We start from the raw sequence: 16,633 nt of genomic DNA on the forward strand, positions 1-16,633 counted from the left end.
GATGGTCGCGTTACCACACCAGCCTGAACCCCAGGCTGGTGTTCACTCCCTCCGCTCCACGCTCGTTCAGATCGCCAAGGTAATCAGCGCTCCAGTGCAGACTGGCGTTGCTGCTCAATGTCGCTATCATCCCTGCGCCAATACTGCCCGTCGTTGATCGATGCGCGGTTTTTATCTGCTCTGCGTGATCGAAGGTCAGCGTGTCATGGCCGTCTTTGGTGTGCCAAAGGTTGGCCCGCAGATAAGGCTCTATCGGTACGCTGCTCAATTGATAGCGTCCCTTGAAACGCACGCCGATGCGCCCTGTGGTGTAGGCCTGACTGTCGAACCCGAGATGGGCAATGCCGTCATCCTGATCCTGCAGGTCTACGCGCTGGTAGATGATCTGTAACTGCGGCTCGGCAACCCAGCGCTGTGAAAGCGGCAGCGGATAACCTGTCTCGACAGACAGGCTCATGACGTGGCCTTCAGTGTCGACACCGATGCCCCTGACAGAGCGGCTGCGGCCATCCAGGCGTGTGTCCATCGCTACTGCGTCGACGTATCCGCCACTCGGTGTGGTCAGCGTCCAGTACGCGCCCAGGCTTTCTCCCTGCAGTTTCAGACGCCCTGTTTCGTAGTCGCTGAAACCGTCTGCAAAACCCTTCACCTTGCCGTCCAGACGGTTATGCGCGACGAACAGGCCGACGCGCTGAGTCTGTCCGCTGTCCTGTTGCCAGGCATACAGGTCATGGCCAATCTGATAACCCTTGAATGAAGCGTCCAGGCCAGGCCTCACGTCTCCGGACCAGCGTTGCTTGAAATCACTGCCGAACACGCGTGCCCAGCCTGCCGACGTCGCGCCGTTTTGTGTCAGCAGGGCTTGATCACCCTGACGCTCATGAAAGGTGCCCAGTGAACTCAGTGCGAGTACCGCAGCAGTTGGCGCCAGGACGGAGTAATTGGCGACCTCGGGTCGGTACAGCGCGATGGGCGCGGCTCCACGAACGGGTTCAGGTAGTGGCGGGGTTCCAATGGCAGGCACCGGCAGTGTGGCTGCTGGCAGGACAGGGGGTGGGCTGTTCGGCCCAGGCTCAGGGTTTGGGGGAGGGGCAGGTACAGGTTGTGGCGTGGGTGCAGGTTCGGGAGCAGGTTCAGGCTGCGGTGTAGGTGTCGGCTCGGGAACAGGGACAGGTGTTGGCAGTGGCGTTGGCTGTGCCGGTTCTGGGGTGGGCTCGACAGGCGCTGGCGTTGGCGTTGGCGGAGCAATCACCGCAGAGCGCAGGAACCAGCTGTTCTCCGAGCCGGCAGTGGCGCCGCCCTTGAACAGGTAATACTGATAAGCGCCTGCAGGCAGCGGATTTTGCAACGAAAAGGCGCCGCTATCGCTGGTTGCACCGTTGATGGTTTGTACCACTTCAATGCCGTTGCCACGGGTCAGGGCGCCCAGCCCACCCGAGTTGCTGACGATCATGCGCGTAAACCCACTGATACGACCCTGTGCAACCACCAGTCGGTCGCTGGCGGATGCATCATCGCCCAGTGCCGAGAGCAACAGCAGCCGTCCGTTCTGGCCGGTGTAATTGCCGGTCACCGTCAATGTGCCAGTGAGCGAACGGCCTGCATCGCTGACGTCCAGCGTTCCCGCATTCTCCAGTAACGCAAGGGATCCGGCGCTGAAGGGGAGAATACTGCCCGAAGTCGAGATCAATGTGCTGGTGGAATCGATGTTCAGAACGCCGGTGTTACTCACGTTGTCACCAAGGACCAGCGCGCTGGCCAGGTCCAGCTGCGAGCCGTTGCTCACATTGATCGTTTCCCAGTTGGCATAACGACCCGGCTGCGACGATACAGTGTTATCGAAGGTCAACACGTCGTTGCCCGCGCCGCCGTCGAGCAGCGGGTTGGCGCTCAGGTAGTATTCGCTCAGGTTGTACAGGCGTGCCGTATCGTTGCCGTCGGCCATCAACACGTTGCTGCGTGCGTAACCGCCGTTCAGCCAGTTGAAGTTGTCATTGCCAACGCTGGTGCGAACTTCGCCGCGAATCTCGCCGCCGCTGAGGGTGATCTGGTCGTCGCCGCCACTGACGCTGACGTTGCCGCCAACAATGCCGCCCGACAAGGTGATCGTGTCCCGGCCAAAGCCGGTGACCAGGTTGTTGATGATGGTGCCACCGGACATCTCGAATACATTGTTGTCCAGCTTCATGTCCACGCGACCGATGCTGCCACCGCTCATCACCGCCACGTCACCATCCTCGAACGCGCGGGTGATGGTGCCGCCCGTCATCAGAAAGGTATCCCGTCCATCCCCCTGGGCCAGAGCGCTCAGCGTGCCGCCGCTCATGACAAAATCGTCGGGATCATCGCCCTGGTTCAGATCGCCGCTGACCTCACCTGTGGAGAGTGTGAAACGGTCGATTCCGGCCGCTTGGGTGACGTTGCCCAGAATCCGCCCCGACTGCAGGTCCACGCTGTCCATTCCTGGACCGAACAGGATATTGCCGGACACGGTGCCCGTTCCGCCGGCCGGAAATATCAGCACGTGGTCACCGCTCAGCGCGCTAAACGGCCCGCTGTTGCCGCTGTCGCAGACCTGAACGCCTGCCGATGCCAGGGAGGAAAGGCTGCAGGCACCTTCGGCCCAGGAAGGGATGGTTGCCAGTATCACTACCGGTAGCACGTTGCAGGTCTGGTAAAGATGGACACAACGGATTTTCATGACAGCACTCCCGTCCAGGCTGGCAGCAGGGAGGCGGAGGCAATCGAGAGGGATCGAGGTGCCTGACTGCTACGCAAAGCGGCGTCACGCCAAGGCGGCTGACAATCGCTTTGCAAGCCTGTTTCGAGGCTCGCAGTATCAAGTCAAGAAGTCGTTGCTGAATGCGTCAAGAAGTTGACCGACCGATGGCAGAATTTAAGCTTTATCTACTAACTATTGGAACTACAAACGAAAAGCTTATGCGGCAAAGCCATTGTCGAGGGCGATTTACTCAAGTCGAGCGGTACGCCTCGACAACCAGATTGTCAGGGCCAGCGCGCAAACCGATAGCAGGGCAGCGTAAAAAAATATCCAGTCATAACCCTGGCCCAAGGCAATCGCGCCCATCACCGGACCTGCGATTGCCAATGCCAGGTCAAAGAACACCGCGTAGGCGCTCAGGCCTGCGCCGCGGCTAGGGGTGGGTACGCGCTTGATGGCTTCTACGCCGAGCGCCGGGTAGACCAGCGACAGCCCCACGCCGGTCAATCCGGCCCCTGCAAGGGCAACGCCGCTGCTCGACGAAAGCCAGAGCATCAACAGCCCGCAGATTTCTACCGCCATGCACACAATGGCCGCGTTGTAGCCGCCCAGCCGGTTGATGGCACCGATGAACAGCAGGCGGGCGAGGATAAAGCACACACCAAACATGCTCAGGCAATAGGCCGCGCCTTCCCAGCCACGATTCAGATAGAACAGGGTGATGAAGGTGGTCAGCGTGCCATAGCCGATCGACGATAGCGTCAGGCCCAGACCATAGGGTGCGATCCGGCCGAATACCGACCAGTAGGGCAGGCGCTCACCGACAATGATGGGCACCGAAGGCTTGTCGCGAATCAGACTCAGCGCCAGACCTGCCATCACCATCAGGGCAATACCCAGGCTGTTGAAACCAATGCTATCGATGACCACTACGCCCAGCGGTGCACCGATGGCAATCGCCCCATAGGACGCGATACCGTTCCACGAGATTGAGCGGGCAGTGTGCTCCGGGCCGACCTTGCCGATGCACCAACTGATAGTGCCGACCCCGATAAGCCCTTGAGAGACGCCGAGGAACAGCCGCGCGACGATGAGAATTGACAGGCTCAGCGTGGCAAACTCGTGCAGCAGTGTGGCCAGCAAGGTCATGCTGCCACTGATGACGATGCCCCAGAGCCCGAATACGATGGAGCGCTTGCTGCCCAGCGTATCTGTCGCGCGGCCGGCGAAAGGCCGGCTGAGCAGGGTTGCGAGGTACTGCGAGGCGATGGTCAGGCCGGCAATCAGCGGGCTGAAACCGAGCTGGTCATGAACATAGCCGGGCAACACCGCAATAGGCAGGCCGATGCACAGGAAGGCGATGAACGTGTAAAAGACGATAGAGACGATCTGCAGCGTAATCGTCATGGAACCGGGTTGTGCGGCAGGCATTGGTCTCTTCGCTGGCAGGCGGTGGGAGTGCCCCATCATGGCGTGCGTCGTGGATAAATGAAAGCAGGCTAACGGTATTATGCGGCTGCTTATCAGACAGTTGCCGTTGTGAGGAGATACTCATAGGATGACTGATCACATCACAATAATAAAAAGGTTTGTCATGAAAAATATTCTGTTGCTGGCCGCTGCGGTTGGTTGTTCATTCGGCCTGAGCGCCCACGCAGCCACCTTCGCCTACATTTCCAGCCCCATCGATGGGCTGATCTCTCAATACCGTCTCGATGAGCAGAGCGGGGCGCTCAGCCTGGTCGAGCAGACCAAGGCAGGTGATCAGGTCAATCCGATGGCCATCACGCCGGATGGCAAAGCGTTATTCGCCGCGCTGCGCGCCAAACCCTATCAGGTGCTGAGTTTCAGCATCGAGCCTGGCACCGGGCACCTCAAACCCCTCAGTCAGGCGCCGCTGGCCGAGAGTCTGGCCTACCTGTCTACCGATCGCAGCGGACGCTTCCTGTTTGGTGCGTCCTATGGCGCCGACTTGCTCAGCGTCCAGCCCATCGACGCGCAGCACCGCCCGAGCGACAGCATTCAGACTTACAAGACCGGCATGCACGCGCATTCGGTGCGCACCGATCCGAGCAACCGGTTTGTGTACGCCGGTAACCTGGGCGTCGATCGTGTGCTGCAATACCGCCTGGAGCCCAAGGACGGCAACGGCAAGCTTGTGCCCATCGGCGAGGGCTACGTCGTCGTTCCCGACAACACCGGCCCACGCCACCTGACCTTTTCGTCCGATGGCAAGTTTCTGTATGTCGTCGGTGAAATGAGTGGCACCGTCACGGCCTTCGCGATCAATCAGAAAACCGGTGCGTTGAAGCAGACCAGTCAGGCAGACGGTATTCCCAAACGCTTGAACCTGGCAACGGGGCAGGCCCGTGATGCGCGCAACAACGATCTCAAGGATGACCCGACGCCGCGCATCTGGGCTGCGGATATTCGCCTCGCGCCGAACGGCAAATGGCTGTTCATCAGCGAGCGCACCAGCAGCAGCGTGTCGGTGTTCAACGTTGATCCCACCAGCGGCAAAGTGACGTTCGTTGAAAATTATCCCGTTCAGGAAAAGCAGCCGCGCAACATCGCGGTGTCGCCCAATGGACGTTGGTTGCTGGTGAGTGGCGAGAAAAGCGACAAGGTCGGCAGTTACGCCATCGACGAGAAGGGTGCCTTGCAACGGGTCGGCGAGGCGCCTTCGGGCAAGGGTGCGCTGTGGATTGAAATGCTCAGCCAGCCGAGCGAATAAGCGCTCTGAAACCAAAAAGCCCTGTCACAAGACAGGGCTTTTTGCTATTGCAGGCTGACAGGCTTAGAACGAAACGCCCTGGCTGCGCAGGTAGTCGTCATAGGTGCCGCTGAAATCGACCACGCCGCTTGGGCTGAGTTCGATGATGCGGGTAGCCAGCGAGGACACGAACTCGCGGTCGTGACTGACGAAAATCAGTGTGCCTGGATAGTTTTCCAGCGCCAGGTTCAGCGACTCGATGGATTCCATGTCCAGGTGGTTGGTCGGTTCGTCCATCACCAGCACGTTGGGCTTTTGCAGGATCAGTTTGCCGAACAGCATGCGGCCCTGTTCACCACCGGAAATCACCTTCACCGACTTGAGGATCTCGTCGTTGGAGAACAGCATGCGGCCCAGGGTGCCACGTACCAGTTGCTCGCCGCCCTGGGTCCACTGACCCATCCAGTCGAACAGGGTGGAGTCATCCTCGAAATCGTGAGCATGATCCTGAGCGTAATAGCCGATTTCCGCCGCATCGGTCCACTTGACCGTGCCGGCATCCGCTTGCAGCTCGTTGACCAGCGTGCGCAGCAGGGTGGTCTTGCCGATGCCGTTCGGGCCGATGATGGCCACGCGTTCGCCGGCTTCGACCTGGAAGCTGAAGTCCTTGAACAGGGTCTTGCCGTCGAAGCCTTTGGCCATGCGATCAACGATGACCGCCTGGCGGTGCAGCTTCTTGGTCTGTTCGAAACGAATGAACGGGCTGACACGGCTGGAGGGCTTGACCTCGGCCAGCTGGATCTTGTCGATCGCCTTGGCCCGGGAGGTGGCCTGCTTGGCTTTCGAGGCGTTGGCCGAGAAGCGGCTGACGAACGATTGCAGTTCGGAAATCTGCGCTTTCTTCTTGGCGTTGTCGGACAGCAACTGCTCGCGGGACTGGGTCGCCACGGTCATGTACTCGTCATAGTTGCCCGGGAACAGACGCAGCTCACCGTAATCCAGGTCGGCCATGTGCGTGCACACGCTGTTCAGGAAGTGACGGTCGTGGGAGATGATGATCATCAGGCTGTTACGCTGGGTCAGGATGTTTTCCAGCCAGCGAATGGTGTTGATGTCCAGGTGGTTGGTCGGTTCGTCGAGCAGCAGTACTTCCGGATCGGAGAACAGTGCCTGAGCGAGCAGAACGCGCAGCTTCCAGCCCGGCGATACTTCGCTCATCGGACCATTGTGCTGTTCGATGCCGATACCCAGACCCAACAGTAGTTCACCGGCGCGGGACTCGGCGGTGTAACCGTCCATTTCCGCAAACTCGGTTTCCAGCTCGGCAACGGCCATGCCGTCATCTTCACTCATTTCCGGCAGAGAATAGATGCGGTCGCGCTCGGCCTTGACCTTCCAGAGCTCTTCGTGACCCATGATCACGGTGTCGAGCACCGTGAACTCTTCATAGGCGAACTGATCCTGGCGCAGCTTACCCAGACGCACGTTCGGCTCCAGCATCACCTGCCCACCCGAAGGCTCGAGGTCGCCACCGAGGATTTTCATGAACGTGGACTTGCCGCAGCCGTTCGCGCCAATCAGGCCGTAACGGTTACCGGCGCCAAACTTGACCGAGACATTCTCGAACAAGGGTTTGGGGCCGAACTGCATGGTGATGTTAGCTGTGGAGATCAATTACTTTACCTATCAATAACGTGGGCAATAACCGGGGGAGCGCTGGCGTCAGGGGTGTGGTGTTCAGGACCCCACCCAAGCAGTTCAGTCCGCTCCGTCCGAGCATGAGCTGACCCAACGGGCATACGTCTACCGCAACGGCAGCCTGCCACGACTGCGTTGCCGGGATATGAATGTGGGGGTTCACGCCAGACATTGGCGCGCATTGTCGCATAGGTCGGGCGGCAGTGACATGGTGGACGGCAGAGGATTGCCGAGTTTAACGGTTCGGGGCAGGGCTGGCGCCCGTTTCAGCACCCTTCGCTGCGGGCAACTGCGTATGCCTCAAGATAAACAGGTGCATTGCAGGCGTCGCTCTCTATAGTGGCGATGTACTATCCTTGAAGTGCGCAACTGACTTTATGGCGAACTTCGTCAAGGCTCAACTTGGGAATCACCTCGTGCGGCACTCGCGAGCTCTTGGAGACATTGAATACCTGGAAGTCGCTCCCGACGACCTGTTTCGACATCAGCTCCAGCGAGGGAAGAATTCTTGATTCGTAATGCTGATCCAGACCGCAGGGTGAGCAATTGTCGCTGGATGATTCATAGAACCGGCCCACGGATTGATTCATATCGAAACCGACCAGAAAGACGTCGTCGAAACCAAGGTGATAGGACAGTTGCAGCGCCAGATACATGACCGTTCGGGCGTCGAAAAAACCAAGTTCCAGATTCTTGCTGAAGCCGATATCCCGGCTTCTGCTACTCCATAACGAAAGTTTTCTGACCAGTGCATTTTCCCGGGAGCACAGCGCTGCAACCGTCGACAATCTGGGCGATTTCTTCAGTGCATAAGCGCGTCCGGAAGGTCTGGGAATGTCGCCGCGAAACTGATCTTCCCAAAGGCCTACATTCTCGCTGGAGCGCATTGCAGCGGCGAACAGCTCAGGCTGCTGGTTGGGGAAATCCCTGTCGGAGCAGACGTAGAACAACGGTTTTATGTTCGTGCCTGCGAACATCGAGAACGCACCGTTCATGGTGATCATGGGGATGTGCGAGAACTCTTTGATCGGGAAATCCTTCGCTGACTTCCCAGAGCCAATCAGGAAGACCGGCCCTTTTTTAGTGTCCCTGCATGTACTGAAATCAAGCACGCGCGTCGGTTCAGGCATGTGCTCGTCAACAGCATTGCGTAGGTAGCGCGTCGAATTAATTGATTGACTAGTCATGACTACCCTGTAGGCACTAGTGGCAAATTAGTTGGGGCATATTGCGCAGGATGTTATTGGCTGGTGGCCAGTAATTCAACATCAAAGGGTCTGAAAAGAGTATCACACTGGAAACAACTGGCTACATAGCAAGGGCGCCGATTCACGAAAACGCGTTATTCATTAGATGGTTTTCGGATGTAAGGTCAGGTCGATGATATTGATTTAATACTGATTAGCCACTATTTGATGGCGACTGTATCGGCTTCTGTTTCTGGCAAAATATTCTGTACTTTAGATGCGCGGCGAGAAGATCGAAATATGTATCAGGACGATACATTTGCAGAGGATAAGTTGGACGAAGTCGGTCACAAAAGGTTTTTTCTGCAAGGCCCGGTGATCACCGGGCCCGCCATTTCTGGTGCGTGTTGACGGTTAGTCGGATTTCCTTTCCTGCTTTTTCCTCCTGAACCAGCTTCCCAGCGCATGGAAAGGGTGAATGAACATCGCAATCGCTCCGAGCAGAAAGACGATGGAGACAAGGATCAGACCCAGCCCTTCGTGTGCAAACATAGTGATTGACTCCTGTTGTCACTTTGTCGGTCCGTTGAAGACTAGTCGCTGAAACGTTTCACCTCATGAAGAAATGTTAAGGAACTTTCCCGCAGTGGCTTCAAGAGAGGACCCGGCGCCATGCAGACGTACGCACGATCCGGGCGCAGATGCCCGGTTTCCTTCCGCCGAACCAGTGCGGTCGCGCGCTGACTTTGCCAGGATGACGCGCTGAAGCTACACGCGATATTTATCTGAAACCGGGTTCGACCGGCATCCTGCTGCTCTTCGAAGGACCCGCACCGCGTGACGTTTGCACCGCCCATCACCCGAAACCCTCAACGGTCAGCTGGCATTCCGACAAGTATCTTCAATGCCGTCGTGGAACTAGATGAGGCGATGACGAGACTATAAGCACGCTCGCGTTCAGCAGGCGTGGCCTGTGAACGTGCATTCTTATGATCCCGGAGGTTACTGACATGAAGTCCCTTTTCCGTCCAGCTTTGCTGCTGGCTGTCGCTTTACCCCTGTTCCTGGCTGGCTGCGGAGACAAGGAACCCGAGCAGCGCACTGCGTTCACTCAGTTCCTGCAAACCCGAATTGTCGACAAGCCGGGCGTGCATGTGCCCAAGCTGACGGATGAAGAAAAGAAAGCGTTTGGTGACTACACCTCGCACTACGCGGTCATCTCCGACTTCGGCGCGGGTATGGACACTGCGGTGCAGCCACTCGCCGGCTTGATGCAGAAAGGCTCCTTTCATTCGGTCAGCGATGTCATTCAACGCCGTGCAGACCTGGCCGCCGTGCAGACGGGCCTCGATGAAGTGGGCGAAAAGCTGACCATCGAGCAGGGCAAGGCAGACGCGGCACGTGCGAAACTCAAGCAGCCAGAAGACCTGAAGGTGGTTTACGACAAGGCCTACGACCGAACTGTCAGCGTACCCGCCAACACCTTCCGTGAAGTGCTGCCGCAGATAAAGGGCACCTTTTCCAGTGGCCTGAAGGTTGCCGATTATGTGGACGCGCACAAATCGCAGATCGATATCTCGGGTTCGACGATCACCGTCAAGGACCCGGTGGTACAGACCGAGCTCAACAAACTGCTGCAAGAGCTGAATGAGCAGGGCAAGAACGCGCAACAAGCCCAGTCCAAACTGCAATCGCTCATGACCGGCCGCTGATAACGAGCTGCTGCGTCTGAAGTGACGGCCCGGTCCTGCTGCCGGGCCGATCCTTGTGTCAGGTATGATTCCGCCATCTGTCTACCTGACGCCGGGAATCCACCGTCTGATGATCACTCCCTCTTCAATGACCATTACCCTGCGTGATGCTGCCTCTGCGGACGCGTTGTGCCTTGCGGCGCTCGGCATGCAGGTTTTTCTCGACACCTACGCAACGCAGGGCATTCGACAATCCATCGCCCGCGAAGCGCTGGAAGCTTTCTCGCCTGCGAACTTCGCACAACTGCTCATCGAGCCGACGACATTGATCATCGTTGCGGAGTCGCAAGGGCATTTGATTGGCTTTGCTCAGGTCGCGTTGCGCACCGATCATGCAATGCTGGGCGTATCGACCGCTGCCGAGTTGCAACGGCTCTATGTGCAGGAACGTTTTACAGGGCGTGGAGCAGGGCGGCTGTTACTCGAAGCCGCCGAGCGGCGTGCAACAAGCCGTCACGCCTCGCTATTATGGGCGACGGTCTGGGTTGGCAACCCGCGCGCGCTGGCGTTTTACCCTCGTCAAGGCTATGAATTGAAAGGTGCTCCGCACTATGTGTTTCAGGGCGAGACACATGAGAATCACCTGTTTGCCAAATCGCTGATGACCACTGACTGACACGACGTTGCTGTGCAACAAGGACGCTGAATGCTGCGCATACTGGGCAAGACCTCCTCGATCAACGTACGAAAAGTACTCTGGACCTGCGAGGAACTGAAGATACCCTTCACTCAGGAAGACTGGGGGTCAGGCTTCAAACCTGCCAACACGGACGAGTTTGTCGCGCTCAACCCGAATGCCATGGTGCCGGTTATCGTGGATGATGACTTCGTGCTTTGGGAGTCCAACAGCATCGTTCGCTATCTGGCCAACCGTTATGCTGGCGACGCTGTTTATCCGCTGGATCCACGTGCCAGAGCGCAGGCCGATCAGTGGATCGACTGGCAAGGCTCGGATCTGAACAGATCATGGAGCTATGCCTTCATGTCACTGGTGCGACGCTCGAGCGAGCACCAGGACCCTGTCGCCATAGCCGCTTCCTGTGCCCAGTGGGCCAGGCATATGCAAATACTCGACAGGCAACTGGAAAAGACTGGCGCCTATGTCTGCGGCGAGCGTTTTACCCTGGCTGACATCCCTATCGGTCTTTCAGTCAATCGCTGGTTCGAGACGCCTCTCGAGCATCCCGACCTGCCCGCCGTCAATGCGTATTACGAACGCCTGAGCCATCGCTCCGGCTACCTTCTGTATGGGCGTAACGGAACTCCGTGACGGCTTGTCGGGCTCGCGTTTATCCTTGGGCACCATTCTGAGCCTTGTTGTCTGTTAAGGAGTCGTTGAAGTGACCACCATCAAAATCACCGCGGGCGGATACGAGTTTCTCGCCGAAACCCATCCGGACGCGCCGCAAACGGTGGAAGCGTTTCTCAAGCTGCTGCCTTATCGGCAGAAATTCATCCATGTACGCTGGAGCGGCGAGGGCTGCTGGGTGCCGCTGGATGATTATCAGCTCAAGCTGGATGACGCATTGATCGGTTTCGAGAACGCAACCAGCCATCCTTCGGTGGGCGACATTCTTTTCTACCCGGGCGGTTACAGCGAAACCGAGATTATCCTTGCCTACGGTTCTTGCTGTTTCGCCAGCAAGATGGGGCAGTTGGCGGGCAACCATTTTCTGACCATCACTCAGGGCAAGGAAAACCTGCGCAAGCTGGGCGTGAAGACGCTTTGGGAGGGCGCTCAGGATGTGGTTTTCGAGCGTGCTTGAGTCTGCCGTTATTGCGCGATACGCATTTGCCAGTATTTGGTGGAACTGCTGATCTTCGCCAGGGGTCTAGTCCACGATGCTTCCAGCTCCCGGAAGCCGACCTGGAGACACGCCCTTGAATATTTTCGAAGCCCTGCGCGAAAGCCATGACCGTCAACGCAGCTACGCTGATGCCCTGATCCAGACCAGTGGCGACAGCGCCGAGCGCGAGAAGGCCTACAAACAGCTCAAGGAAGAACTGCAGGCCCACGAAACGGCCGAAGAACGGTTTTTCTACATTCCTCTGATGGCCCACGACAATGGCGTGGACCTGAGCCGTCACGCCATTTCCGAGCATCATGAGATGGACGAGATGATGGAAGAGCTCGATGAAACTGAAATGTCGAGCCCGGCCTGGCTGGCCACTGCGAAAAAATTGTCGGAAAAAGTGCACCACCACCTGAAAGAAGAAGAGCAGAAGTTCTTCCAGATGGCGGGCAAATTGCTCGACGAAAAGCAGAAACAGAGTCTGGCCGGCGAATACGTGAAGGAATACGAAGAGCAATTGGCTGAGGGTTGATAGCGCTGTGCAGTGCTAGAATCGGCTTTTTATCAGCGAAGGCATGACATGAAGTTTCTGTTTCTGACAAGCGCGACGGTGATTGCGGCAACCTTATTGACCGGGTGTGCAGCGCCTTCCAGTTCTGCACGTGCCGCAGGACCCTACAAGGTCCTGTCGAGCGCCAAGCAGGATGCCGCCGTTGCCCAGTGCATTCAGGTGACCTGGCAGAACGAAGCCATGTTCGGCACGTCCTCTGACGTGTTCCTTCATGACCTCTCCGGCGGCGGCTTTACCGTGTTTACCACTGAGTCGACCTACTTCGCTGACGTGCGCGGCAAGGGCCCGACCACTGCCGTTGAGTTCTATGCCCCGCAAGGCGATGCTCAGGCCGCATTGCGCTCTGCGGCCATTGCTACCTGCCTTTAAGTCTTTTCACACTGACACCTCTCATTCCCATGCGCCCGCGTGGGAATGCCGTTCTGGACGCGTTGCGTGCGCCCACTCATGCTTCGGGCTTGACCGGGTCGATACTCCACGCCCGATAACAGCGCATATGCACAAGAGTGGGGCCCTAGCACTCAGATATGGCAATCGGTAGCGTTACCTGCGCAATGCGCCCCCGCGTCTCCGCTTCAAGCCAAAATTCCAGTCTGTTGATTTATTTCGACTTTTTCATGCGGTGTTCTCCGCGCGTCCTCTGTGGCACACTTTCTGCTGTCTATTCCGTTGTTACATACCTGTATCCGCTATAGCGGAATAACGAATACTTCGGCGGAGTTTAAGTCATGCATCGCGGACCTTCCTTTGTGAAAGCTTGTGCCTTTGTTCTTTCAGCTTCATTCATGCTGGCCAATACGGTGCAGGCAGCCGAAGGCAGCAAGCTGGATGCCGTATTGAAACGTGGCAATCTGGTGGTAGGCACGGGCAGTACCAATGCCCCGTGGCACTTTCAGGGCGCGGACGGCAAGTTGCAGGGCTTCGATATCGACATTGGCAGAATCATCGCCAAAGGCCTGTTCAATGACCCGAGCAAGGTGGAATTTGTCGTGCAGTCCTCGGATGCACGTATCCCCAACCTGCTGACCGACAAGGTCGACATCAGCTGCCAGTTCATCACCGTTACCGCCAGTCGCGCACAGCAGGTGGCATTCACCTTGCCCTACTACCGCGAGGGTGTGGCGCTGCTGTTGCCTGCCAATAGCAAGTACAAGGAAATCGATGACCTGAAGGCAGCAGGTGACGATGTGACCGTGGCCGTCCTGCAAAACGTGTACGCCGAGGAACTGGTGCATCAGGCACTGCCCAAGGCCAAGGTCGATCAGTACGACAGCGTCGACCTGATGTACCAGGCGATCAACTCCGGGCGTGCCGATACAGCGGCCACCGATCAGTCTTCGGTCAAGTACCTGATGGTGCAGAACCCTGGTCGCTACCGTTCGCCTGCCTTTGCCTGGAGCCCGCAAACCTATGCCTGCGCGGTCAAGCGTGGCGATCAGGACTGGCTGAACTTCGTCAACACCGCGTTGCATGAAGCCATGACCGGTGTCGAGTTCCCGGCTTACGCGGCGTCTTTCAAGCAGTGGTTCGGTGTCGATCTGCCGGTGCCTGCAATCGGCTTTCCGATGGAATACAAATAAGTCCACTCTGACCTTCAGCGGCAGGGCAGGCCCTCGGGCTTTCCCTGCCAGGTACGGGCAAGCATGAATTACCAATTGAATTTTGATGCCGTGTGGCGCGACTTCCCCAGCCTTCTGGCGGGGTTGGGCCTTGGCCTGGAACTGGCCCTGATCTCGATCGCGATTGGTTGTGTGATCGGTCTGGCGAATGCATTTGCGCTGCTGTCACGTTACAAGGCGTTGCGTATCGTCGCGTCGATCTATGTAACGGTGGTACGCAATACGCCGATCCTGGTGTTGATCCTGCTGATCTACTTCGCGTTGCCCGGGCTGGGCATTCGACTCGACAAGCTGGCGTCATTCATCGTCACGTTGTCGCTGTACGCCGGTGCCTATCTGACCGAAGTGTTCCGGGCCGGGCTGCTGAGCATCCATAAAGGGCAGCGTGAAGCGGGGCTGGCGATCGGCCTGGGCGAATGGCAGGTGCGGGCCTATATCATCGTGCCGGTGATGTTGCGCAATGTATTGCCGGCACTCTCCAACAACTTCATTTCGCTGTTCAAGGACACCTCGCTGGCGGCCGCCATTGCCGTGCCGGAGCTGACCTACTACGCGCGCAAGATCAACGTCGAAAGCTACCGGGTGATCGAAACCTGGCTGGTGACCACAGCACTCTATGTGGTGGCCTGCTACGTGATCGCTCTGCTTCTGCGCACCCTCGAACAACGTCTGGCGATTCGCCGCTAGGAGGCTGTCATGTATCAACCCCCTGGCTGGCTGCAGGAATTGTGGAATGCGCGGGAAGTGCTCTGGTCCGGTTTTCTGACCAGTATCCAGTGCTCGGCGCTGGCGATTGCCGCAGGTACGCTGATCGGCATGCTGGCCGGTCTGGTGCTGACCTACGGCGGTTTTTTCGCGCGCTTGCCGATCCGGCTCTATGTGGATCTGATTCGCGGTACCCCGGTGTTCGTGCTAGTGCTGGCGGTCTTTTACATGGTGCCGGCGCTGGGTTGGCAGATCAGCGCGTTTCAGGCCGGCGCAATAGGCCTGACGCTGTTCTGCGGCTCTCACGTTTCGGAAATCGTGCGCGGCGCCCTGCAGGCCATTCCCCGTGGCCAACTGGAAGCCGGCAAGGCCATCGGTCTGCGCTTCGGCCAGTCGCTGCGCTATGTGTTGCTGCCTCAGGCCATGCGCCAGATCCTGCCGACCTGGGTCAACTCCTCAACCGAGATCGTCAAGGCGTCGACGCTGCTTTCGGTGATCGGTGTGGCTGAACTGCTGCTCAGCACCCAGCAGGTGATTGCGCGCACGTTCATGACCCTGGAGTTCTACCTGTTTGCAGGTTTCCTGTTCTTTCTCATCAACTACGCCATCGAGCTTCTTGGGCGGCAAATCGAAAAACGGGTGGCATTGCCATGACACAGACTCATAACCCCAGCCCGGCGCTGCTCAGCATCGAGGGCCTGCATAAATCCTACGGCGCAGTGGAGGTGCTAAAGGGCGTCGATCTGCGCATGCAGAAAGGCAATGTCGTGACCCTGATCGGTTCCAGCGGCTCGGGCAAGACCACCTTGCTGCGCTGCGTCAACCTGCTGGAAGAGTTTCAGGGCGGGCATATCCGTCTTGAGGGGCAGGACATCGGCTACAGCAACGTAGACGGCAAGCGCACCCGCCATCCGGAGCGTCTGATCGCGCAACACCGGGCAATGACCGGCATGGCCTTCCAGCAATTCAACCTGTTTCCGCACCTCAGCGCCTTGCAGAACGTCACCCTGGGCTTGCTCAAGGTCAAGAAGATGCCCAAGGATCAAGCCGTTGCGCTGGCCGAAAAGTGGCTGGACCGGGTCGGCCTGCTGGAGCGGCGCAATCACTTCCCCGGTCAGTTGTCCGGCGGGCAGCAGCAGCGTGTGGCGATTGCCCGCGCCATTGCCATGAACCCCAGCCTGATGTTGTTTGACGAAGTCACTTCGGCACTCGATCCGGAGCTGGTGGGCGAAGTGCTGAGCGTCATCAAGGACTTGGCCGAGGAGGGCATGACCATGCTGCTGGTGACGCACGAAATGCGTTTCGCCTACGAAGTGTCGGACCAGATCGTGTTCATGAATCAGGGCCGCATCGAAGAGCAGGGGCCACCCAAGGCCTTGTTCGAGCAGCCGAAGTCGGCGCGCTTGAGCGAGTTTCTCAAGAACATCCGTTTTTAAACGTTCACTACGTCCAATGCTTCAAGACAAGGAAAAACTCATGACTATTACCCGTTATGGCGCAGGCAGCACAGCAGGAGGCGGCCAGCCACGCCCATTCGCTCGCGCCGTCGAGGCTGACGGCTGGTTGCACGTTTCCGGCCAGGTACCTGCGCTGGATGGCGAGATCATCGTCGGCGGCATCGTCGAGCAGACGCACCAGACCATGCGCAACCTGATCGCAATTCTTGAAGAGGCCGGTTATGCGCTCAAGGATGTGATCCGGGTCGGTGTATGGCTGGAGGACCCGCGGGACTTCTGGAGTTTCAACAAGGTATTCGGTGAGTACTTCACCCCCGAGCATGCGCCGGCACGCGCTTGCGTTCAGGCCAGCATGATGGTCGACTGCAAGGTCGAAATCGACTGTATTGCCTACAAACGCAAATAGCACACGTGCAG

Annotated in this window: 17 protein-coding genes; 12 read left to right on the top strand and 5 right to left on the bottom strand. The window is 58.1% G+C overall.

The features are described 5' to 3' along the window. Positions 1 to 10 precede the first annotated feature (10 nt). Both BT119_RS18360 and BT119_RS18365 read right to left on the bottom strand, forming a co-directional pair. The gene (locus BT119_RS18360) at positions 11 to 2,701 is read right to left on the bottom strand and encodes an autotransporter family protein (RefSeq protein ID WP_054081463.1); all 2,691 of its coding nucleotides are present in this window, start codon (positions 2,699 to 2,701) and stop codon (positions 11 to 13) included. A gap of 267 nt (positions 2,702 to 2,968) precedes the next feature. Beyond that, positions 2,969 to 4,153, bottom strand: coding sequence for an MFS transporter (locus BT119_RS18365; RefSeq protein ID WP_175550592.1), 1,185 nt, complete (start codon positions 4,151 to 4,153; stop codon positions 2,969 to 2,971). Between the two features lie 163 nt (positions 4,154 to 4,316). Between BT119_RS18365 and BT119_RS18370 the strand changes: the two genes are divergently transcribed. Beyond that, the gene (locus BT119_RS18370) at positions 4,317 to 5,456 is read left to right on the top strand and encodes a lactonase family protein (RefSeq protein ID WP_072366555.1); all 1,140 of its coding nucleotides are present in this window, start codon (positions 4,317 to 4,319) and stop codon (positions 5,454 to 5,456) included. A 63-nt stretch (positions 5,457 to 5,519) separates the two neighbouring features. Here BT119_RS18370 and BT119_RS18375 read toward each other — a convergent pair whose 3' ends face one another. The 3 genes from BT119_RS18375 to BT119_RS18390 all read right to left on the bottom strand — a co-directional run bounded on the left by BT119_RS18375 (position 5,520) and on the right by BT119_RS18390 (position 8,872). Further along, on the bottom strand, positions 5,520 to 7,109 hold the full coding sequence (locus tag BT119_RS18375) for an ABC-F family ATPase (protein ID WP_003434092.1): 1,590 nt from the start codon (positions 7,107 to 7,109) through the stop codon (positions 5,520 to 5,522). 374 nt (positions 7,110 to 7,483) lie between these two features. After that, positions 7,484 to 8,320, bottom strand: a complete 837-nt coding sequence (locus BT119_RS18385) for a lipopolysaccharide biosynthesis protein (RefSeq protein WP_072366559.1) — start codon at positions 8,318 to 8,320, stop codon at positions 7,484 to 7,486. A gap of 414 nt (positions 8,321 to 8,734) precedes the next feature. Next, entirely contained in the window at positions 8,735 to 8,872 is a 138-nt protein-coding gene (locus BT119_RS18390; RefSeq protein WP_003369471.1) for a hypothetical protein, read from the bottom strand. A 458-nt stretch (positions 8,873 to 9,330) separates the two neighbouring features. Here BT119_RS18390 and BT119_RS18395 point away from each other — a divergent pair, with 458 nt between their 5' ends. From BT119_RS18395 to BT119_RS18445, 11 genes are all read left to right on the top strand, one after another. Beyond that, positions 9,331 to 10,032: a DUF3053 domain-containing protein gene (locus BT119_RS18395; RefSeq protein WP_003369473.1), complete on the top strand. Its 702-nt coding sequence runs from the start codon at positions 9,331 to 9,333 to the stop codon at positions 10,030 to 10,032. Between the two features lie 109 nt (positions 10,033 to 10,141). Next, entirely contained in the window at positions 10,142 to 10,687 is a 546-nt protein-coding gene (locus BT119_RS18400; protein ID WP_032609627.1) for a GNAT family N-acetyltransferase, read from the top strand. Between the two features lie 30 nt (positions 10,688 to 10,717). Continuing rightward, positions 10,718 to 11,341: a glutathione S-transferase family protein gene (locus BT119_RS18405; RefSeq protein ID WP_003369480.1), complete on the top strand. Its 624-nt coding sequence runs from the start codon at positions 10,718 to 10,720 to the stop codon at positions 11,339 to 11,341. Between the two features lie 70 nt (positions 11,342 to 11,411). After that, positions 11,412 to 11,837 carry a DUF3830 family protein gene (locus BT119_RS18410; protein WP_003369482.1) on the top strand — a complete coding sequence of 142 codons (426 nt, stop codon included), beginning with the start codon at positions 11,412 to 11,414 and terminating at the stop codon, positions 11,835 to 11,837. A 115-nt stretch (positions 11,838 to 11,952) separates the two neighbouring features. Further along, complete coding sequence (locus BT119_RS18415) at positions 11,953 to 12,396, top strand: hemerythrin domain-containing protein (protein ID WP_003369485.1); 444 nt, start codon at positions 11,953 to 11,955, stop codon at positions 12,394 to 12,396. Between the two features lie 48 nt (positions 12,397 to 12,444). Continuing rightward, a complete protein-coding gene (locus BT119_RS27545; protein ID WP_072366563.1) occupies positions 12,445 to 12,804 on the top strand; it encodes a 2-oxoacid ferredoxin oxidoreductase in 360 nt (119 codons plus the stop codon). Positions 12,805 to 13,163: 359 nt separating this feature from the next. Continuing rightward, positions 13,164 to 14,015, top strand: coding sequence for a transporter substrate-binding domain-containing protein (locus tag BT119_RS18425; protein WP_003416527.1), 852 nt, complete (start codon positions 13,164 to 13,166; stop codon positions 14,013 to 14,015). A gap of 63 nt (positions 14,016 to 14,078) precedes the next feature. Then, positions 14,079 to 14,741: an amino acid ABC transporter permease gene (locus tag BT119_RS18430; protein ID WP_003345502.1), complete on the top strand. Its 663-nt coding sequence runs from the start codon at positions 14,079 to 14,081 to the stop codon at positions 14,739 to 14,741. Positions 14,742 to 14,750: 9 nt separating this feature from the next. Continuing rightward, on the top strand, positions 14,751 to 15,413 hold the full coding sequence (locus tag BT119_RS18435; RefSeq protein ID WP_003434088.1) for an amino acid ABC transporter permease: 663 nt from the start codon (positions 14,751 to 14,753) through the stop codon (positions 15,411 to 15,413). Further along, positions 15,410 to 16,195, top strand: coding sequence for an amino acid ABC transporter ATP-binding protein (locus BT119_RS18440; protein WP_072366565.1), 786 nt, complete (start codon positions 15,410 to 15,412; stop codon positions 16,193 to 16,195). Before BT119_RS18435 ends, BT119_RS18440 begins: the two co-directional genes overlap by 4 nt. Before the next feature lie 40 nt (positions 16,196 to 16,235). Next, complete coding sequence (locus tag BT119_RS18445) at positions 16,236 to 16,622, top strand: RidA family protein (protein ID WP_003369497.1); 387 nt, start codon at positions 16,236 to 16,238, stop codon at positions 16,620 to 16,622. The last annotated feature ends 11 nt before the right edge of the window (positions 16,623 to 16,633 follow it).

This window comes from Pseudomonas sp. NFACC10-1 (genome assembly GCF_900119195.1).
GTDB lineage: Bacteria > Pseudomonadota > Gammaproteobacteria > Pseudomonadales > Pseudomonadaceae > Aquipseudomonas > Aquipseudomonas cerasi.

Coding starts and splice junctions, on each gene's coding strand:
- BT119_RS18360 (WP_054081463.1), bottom strand. CDS start 2,701: ATGAAAATCCGTTGTGTCCATCTTTACCAGACCTGCAACGTGCTACCG.
- BT119_RS18365 (WP_175550592.1), bottom strand. CDS start 4,153: ATGCCTGCCGCACAACCCGGTTCCATGACGATTACGCTGCAGATCGTC.
- BT119_RS18370 (WP_072366555.1), top strand. CDS start 4,317: ATGAAAAATATTCTGTTGCTGGCCGCTGCGGTTGGTTGTTCATTCGGC.
- BT119_RS18385 (WP_072366559.1), bottom strand. CDS start 8,320: ATGACTAGTCAATCAATTAATTCGACGCGCTACCTACGCAATGCTGTT.
- BT119_RS18390 (WP_003369471.1), bottom strand. CDS start 8,872: ATGTTTGCACACGAAGGGCTGGGTCTGATCCTTGTCTCCATCGTCTTT.
- BT119_RS18395 (WP_003369473.1), top strand. CDS start 9,331: ATGAAGTCCCTTTTCCGTCCAGCTTTGCTGCTGGCTGTCGCTTTACCC.
- BT119_RS18400 (WP_032609627.1), top strand. CDS start 10,142: ATGATCACTCCCTCTTCAATGACCATTACCCTGCGTGATGCTGCCTCT.
- BT119_RS18405 (WP_003369480.1), top strand. CDS start 10,718: ATGCTGCGCATACTGGGCAAGACCTCCTCGATCAACGTACGAAAAGTA.
- BT119_RS27545 (WP_072366563.1), top strand. CDS start 12,445: ATGAAGTTTCTGTTTCTGACAAGCGCGACGGTGATTGCGGCAACCTTA.
- BT119_RS18425 (WP_003416527.1), top strand. CDS start 13,164: ATGCATCGCGGACCTTCCTTTGTGAAAGCTTGTGCCTTTGTTCTTTCA.
- BT119_RS18430 (WP_003345502.1), top strand. CDS start 14,079: ATGAATTACCAATTGAATTTTGATGCCGTGTGGCGCGACTTCCCCAGC.
- BT119_RS18435 (WP_003434088.1), top strand. CDS start 14,751: ATGTATCAACCCCCTGGCTGGCTGCAGGAATTGTGGAATGCGCGGGAA.
- BT119_RS18440 (WP_072366565.1), top strand. CDS start 15,410: ATGACACAGACTCATAACCCCAGCCCGGCGCTGCTCAGCATCGAGGGC.
- BT119_RS18445 (WP_003369497.1), top strand. CDS start 16,236: ATGACTATTACCCGTTATGGCGCAGGCAGCACAGCAGGAGGCGGCCAG.